General features: G+C 50.7%; 6 protein-coding genes and 1 tRNA gene. 4 read left to right on the top strand and 3 right to left on the bottom strand.

The window, feature by feature from the left end; all coding sequences use genetic code 11:
- From nrfD to F8I07_RS03165, 3 genes are all read left to right on the top strand, one after another.
- The coding region (nrfD, locus tag F8I07_RS03175; RefSeq protein WP_292655642.1) for an NrfD/PsrC family molybdoenzyme membrane anchor subunit at positions 1-591 on the top strand (591 nt) is incomplete at its 5' end.
- 16 nt (positions 592-607) lie between these two features.
- Positions 608-940, top strand: coding sequence for a hypothetical protein (locus F8I07_RS03170; protein WP_292655639.1), 333 nt, complete (start codon positions 608-610; stop codon positions 938-940).
- A 148-nt stretch (positions 941-1,088) separates the two neighbouring features.
- Positions 1,089-1,187, top strand: a tRNA-Sec gene (locus F8I07_RS03165).
- A gap of 62 nt (positions 1,188-1,249) precedes the next feature.
- Here the strand turns inward: F8I07_RS03165 and F8I07_RS03160 are convergent.
- The 3 genes from F8I07_RS03160 to F8I07_RS03150 all read right to left on the bottom strand — a co-directional run bounded on the left by F8I07_RS03160 (position 1,250) and on the right by F8I07_RS03150 (position 2,572).
- Entirely contained in the window at positions 1,250-1,648 is a 399-nt protein-coding gene (locus F8I07_RS03160) for a type II toxin-antitoxin system VapC family toxin (protein WP_292655637.1), read from the bottom strand.
- Entirely contained in the window at positions 1,648-1,896 is a 249-nt protein-coding gene (locus tag F8I07_RS03155) for a hypothetical protein (RefSeq protein WP_292655635.1), read from the bottom strand. Before F8I07_RS03155 ends, F8I07_RS03160 begins: the two co-directional genes overlap by 1 nt.
- Before the next feature lie 163 nt (positions 1,897-2,059).
- Complete coding sequence (locus tag F8I07_RS03150; RefSeq protein WP_292655633.1) at positions 2,060-2,572, bottom strand: DUF1858 domain-containing protein; 513 nt, start codon at positions 2,570-2,572, stop codon at positions 2,060-2,062.
- 91 nt (positions 2,573-2,663) lie between these two features.
- On the opposite strand from F8I07_RS03150, the gene F8I07_RS03145 reads away from it, so the two are divergent.
- Positions 2,664-2,925 (top strand): TSUP family transporter (locus F8I07_RS03145; RefSeq protein WP_292655631.1); only part of this gene is annotated, 262 nt, incomplete at its 3' end.

Here is a 2,925-nt window from a genome sequence, read left to right as displayed (position 1 = left end):
CTCATCTCCCAGGGAGTCTTCTATCCGACCTACTTCATCTTGACCGCTTTCATCACCGGTATCTATCTCGCCTTTATTATGATGGGGTTTAGGTATCGGCTCAATTTCCCGGAAAACATCCGCAAGATGCTGGTCAATCTGGCCAAGATCCAAGGACTGCTCATCGCGATCCTGATGTTCTTCGAAACCTGGAAGATGCTGACCGCCATCTACGGCGGCGTACCGGGTCGCTCCGATGTGGCCGAGCACATCCTGACGACTTGGACCTTCTGGGCGGAGGTTCTCTGTGGAATGTTGATCCCCTTTATCATTATCCTCAAGAGCAAAGGCCAGAATGTCACGGGAATGTTCTGGGGATCCCTGATCGGTATGGTCGGTATCTTCTTCATGCGCTACGACCTGGTCCACGACACCCAGCTCAAACCGCTGCAGATGATGAAAATCCGCGAATATCAGCTGCCACCCGAGTGGGTCCACTACTTTCCCAGTGCCACCGAAATCATGATCTCTCTGGGCGGTCTGGGGCTCTGTATCCTGCTCTATTATGTGGGAACCAAACTGTTCAATCTCGATGCCGACACCGAGCACTGAAAGGAGAAAAGGTATGATGAAAAACTTGACACGTCTCCTGCTGGCGATCGCCTTCGGCCTCGTGCTCTTTAGCGCGAGCGGATCGGCGGACCCCAGCAAAGGAGAGAAGATTCTCAACAAACTGATCATGCGCGCCGGCGGATGCCAAATCCCCACGGCACGTATCGCGATGGCCCACAGCCTCGAAGAGTGGGCCCAACTCTACAAAGAGGGCAAAATGGAAGCGGAGATCCAGAAGCTCTGCCCCAAAATGGGCAAACTGCCTCCGATCACCAATCAGAAATACGCTCAGGATGTCTACGAATATCTGGAGCACTACTCCAACGACAGCGGCGCCATTCCCGCCTGATAAGTTGACAAATAGGAGCGAGGTTCGCTCATACGGAAGTTTGTCAACTTCTCTTCAGGCGACCGGGAAGATTCCCGGAAGCGCTTTTTCTTCTTTAACATTTTCCCAAATACAGAATCGGATCAGGTATAATGACGATTCAAAAAACGGGGGGTATGTGATCCTGGTGGACACCGCGGGCTTCAAACCCGATCGTCCGGGCGGATGACCGTCCGGAGGGAGGTTCGATTCCTCCACCCTCTCGCCAAATTTAGTCACTAGTCTCTAGTCGATAGTCTTTAGCTTTTTACTGCAACTTTTTTCAAACATTCACATCCATCGCACCAGTCGCAGATCTTTGATACGCTCGAAATGTCGCATATTGTTCGTCACCAGAGCCAGATCGTTCGCCACAGCTATCGACGCGATCATCAGATCCATATCGGCAATGATCGTTCCTCTCTTTTTTAACCGGGCTTTTTCCATAGCGAAAACTTCCGCGGCCCTTTTATCAAACTCCAAAATCTCGAAATTTTCCAAAAATTCACGGATCGTTTGTAGATTTCTTTCTACACGGGCAGAGTTGTACGCACCATAAAGGAGTTCCGTATAGTTGATACGCGAGGTCAAAAGATCGTCCGGGGGATGTTTGGCGAACTGTTCTACTACCTCTTTTCTTCCCTTCAAAAAATAGATGAGAATATCGCTGTCGAAAAGGAGTTTCGCCATTACAAATCCAGAGAGAAATCTTTTGAATTTTTGTCCTTTCGGATCGCCTCAAGCATGCTCTCCGCCTCTTTCCCGCTGAGTTTTCCGGCGAAATCCATCAGTCGGTTTTGTTTTTTCCGGCTTTCGTTGGAGAAGCGCTCGATGGCTCTCTCTACGATCTCGGTCTTGGTCGTATGGAACTCTTCACTGAGGCCATTGAGCAAAACGATGATTCGCTCTTCGAGTCGCAAATTGACTGCTTTTTTCACCGGACCCCTCCTCTTTTTTGCTTTACATATTTATAACAAATATTATTATTTTTGTAAAGACATCTCAGATTGAAAAGTTTTTATCGTGGGAACACAATTCCGCTCTACGACTCTCAGGATTCGTAATTCTCCATTCTCAATCCTCAATTCTCAATTACTTCCCTTATTTCCGTACATAGGTGATGAACGCATTCTCCCCATTCTGCTCACAATAAACCTCACGTCCCGCCTTTTGAAACTCTTCGATCAGAGGTTCGGGTTTGAAGTCGGAGTGCAAGGCGATAAACTCCCCTTCGCCGATCTTCTTGAGGGCCAGGTTGGCTTCGGCGAGGGGGTTTTTCTGGGCATCCAGCAGGGCATTGGCATCCAGGGTCGTTTTGGGCTCTTCCGAGCCCCAGGCAGGTTTCTCCTGCGGCGCGTTAGGCGCCGCCGTCTCACCCGCCGCATCCACCGGCGGCTGGCCGACCGATTCGCGCAAGCGATTGAGAAGCTCCAGAGGATCCATCCCCCCGACGATCGCCGCCTGCTTGACACTGGCGACCTTGGCCAAGGTGCGGCGCAGAACAGGATTGTTGAGCTTTTTGAACTTGGGGTTGATGGCAATCAGCGTCTCTTTCATCCCCGGATAGTCGTTGAGCAGTTCGGAGACTTTGGTCTCCATCGTGATCTCTTTCATTGGCAGCTCCTTTTTTTGTACGGTGATTAATCAGGAGAAGTTTACTCCACTTTCAATAGTATACCCCTTATCATTTGTATAAGGAAATATTTTGGATAGCAACTATCTTCTCTATACTTTGTTGGCCTTTGGCTTCTCGACCCTCTTTTCCATGGGAGGGGCCGGGTCGGGGATCGCCCTGATCCCGGTGCTGCACTTCCTTGGCCTCGATTTCACCGTCGCCAAAGCGGTGGGACTCTTTGCCGGAGCGACCACCACCATCACCTCCAGTGTGATGAATATTCGCCGCAAGGCGGTCGACTACGCTTTCGTCTGGCCTCTGGCGGCGGGGATGCTGCTCTTTGCCCCCATGG

It is taken from the genome of Nitratifractor sp. (assembly GCF_015487065.1).
Lineage (GTDB): Bacteria > Campylobacterota > Campylobacteria > Campylobacterales > Sulfurovaceae > Nitratifractor.
Note: the sequence above shows the minus strand (reverse complement) of the source record. Positions and strands in the feature narration are given on the sequence as shown.

What these genes read in the sequence shown, in the direction of transcription:
- F8I07_RS03170 (WP_292655639.1), top strand. Translation starts at nt 608, where the DNA reads ATGAAAAACTTGACACGTCTCCTGCTGGCGATCGCCTTCGGCCTCGTG.
- F8I07_RS03160 (WP_292655637.1), bottom strand. Translation starts at nt 1,648, where the DNA reads ATGGCGAAACTCCTTTTCGACAGCGATATTCTCATCTATTTTTTGAAG.
- F8I07_RS03150 (WP_292655633.1), bottom strand. Translation starts at nt 2,572, where the DNA reads ATGAAAGAGATCACGATGGAGACCAAAGTCTCCGAACTGCTCAACGAC.